Annotated in this window: 1 protein-coding gene and 1 pseudogene; one reads left to right on the forward strand and one right to left on the reverse strand. The window is 76.9% G+C overall.

Going from position 1 to position 1,292, the window contains the following annotated elements:
• Positions 1 to 137: 137 nt before the first annotated feature.
• The gene (locus ACQRUO_RS39450) at positions 138 to 596 is read right to left on the reverse strand and encodes a DoxX family protein (RefSeq protein ID WP_428321004.1); all 459 of its coding nucleotides are present in this window, start codon (positions 594 to 596) and stop codon (positions 138 to 140) included.
• Between the two features lie 366 nt (positions 597 to 962).
• On the opposite strand from ACQRUO_RS39450, the pseudogene ACQRUO_RS39455 reads away from it, so the two are divergent.
• Positions 963 to 1,292: pseudogene (locus ACQRUO_RS39455) on the forward strand (hypothetical protein); the annotation flags it as partial.

The raw sequence follows: 1,292 nt of genomic DNA on the forward strand, positions 1-1,292 counted from the left end.
CCCCCCCCCCCCCCCCCCCCCCCCCCCCCCCCCCCCCCCCCCCCCCCCCCCCCCCCCCCCCCCCCCCCCCCCCCCCCCCCCCCCCCCCCCCTTGGGCCCGGTCCGGGCCGTGGGACTGACCGGGCTACGGCTTGCGGCTACCGGGCGACGGCCTGCGGGGACCTGGGCGGGACCAGCGCGGCCGCCGGGCGGGGGCGCAGCACCGAGCCGAGGGCGAGGGCGCCGGGGCCGCCGACCGCGATCGTCAGGAAGGCCCAGCAGAACATGACGGCCGGTTCACCACCGTTCTGGATCGGCCAGAGGGCGTGCTGCTGGTGCACGGTGAAGTAGGCGTAGGCCATCGACCCGGAGCAGAGCAGGGCTGCCGGCCGAGTGGCCAGCCCCAGCACCACGAGGACGCCGCCGACCAGTTGGATCAGGGCCGCCCACCAGCCCGGCCACTGGCCGACCGGCAGGCTGCGGCCGTGGGCGCCGCCCAGCACGCCGAACAGCGAGGCGGCGCCGTGGCAGCTGAAGAGCAGGGCGACGACGATGCGGAACAGGCCTTGCACGTGCGGACGTACGCGTTCGGTGAACGCCGACAGGTCGATGAACACGGAGAGCTCCTCGAAGACCGGGACGCCCCAGGGCTGTGGCGGGACGCCCACCCGCGCTTGACGACATCGCGTCAAATTCTGGGAGGGGCACCGAGCGCGGCACCAGGGCCGCGTACCTCTGAGAACCCTATGAATCGGGCGGCACTCCTTGGCGATCCGCTCCGGGCACGATGGAGTGGAACCCGGCCTGCCGCGGCCGGGAAGGCCGGGGTCGACTGCCCCGGACGCGGCAGGCCGTACTCGGCCGCTCCCGGTCCCGCTGTCCGCCGGCTGGGTGTCTTGTCACAGTTCCGCAACCGGCCACCGCGGTGACCTGCGTGACTGCCAGGCTGCTGCTGCATCGTCACCGTGTGCAGGAGCAGCCTGATGTCCTCGTCCGTCCAGCCGTCCGATCCCTCCCCGAGCACGCCGCCACCGCGGGGCCCCGCCTCCTGGTCGCGGCGGCGACAGCTGCTGACCGGTGCGGCCGCCGTGGCCCTGGCGGCGCTCGCCGTGACGGGGGTGGCGCAGCTCGGCAAGGGTCCGGCCACCGCCAAGGTCTCCCTGTCGGCGACGCCCGCCAACGCCACGGCCGGCGCGTCGGCCTCGGCGGGCGGGACCGCCGCGCCCGGCGGCGCCGCATCTCCCGCCGCTCCGGCGGCCGGTACGCCCGGTGCCCCGGCGACGGGGGCTTCCGGCGCCCCGGCCGCTCCGGAT

The sequence above is a fragment of the Kitasatospora sp. LaBMicrA B282 genome, from assembly GCF_050325825.1.
GTDB lineage: Bacteria > Actinomycetota > Actinomycetes > Streptomycetales > Streptomycetaceae > Kitasatospora.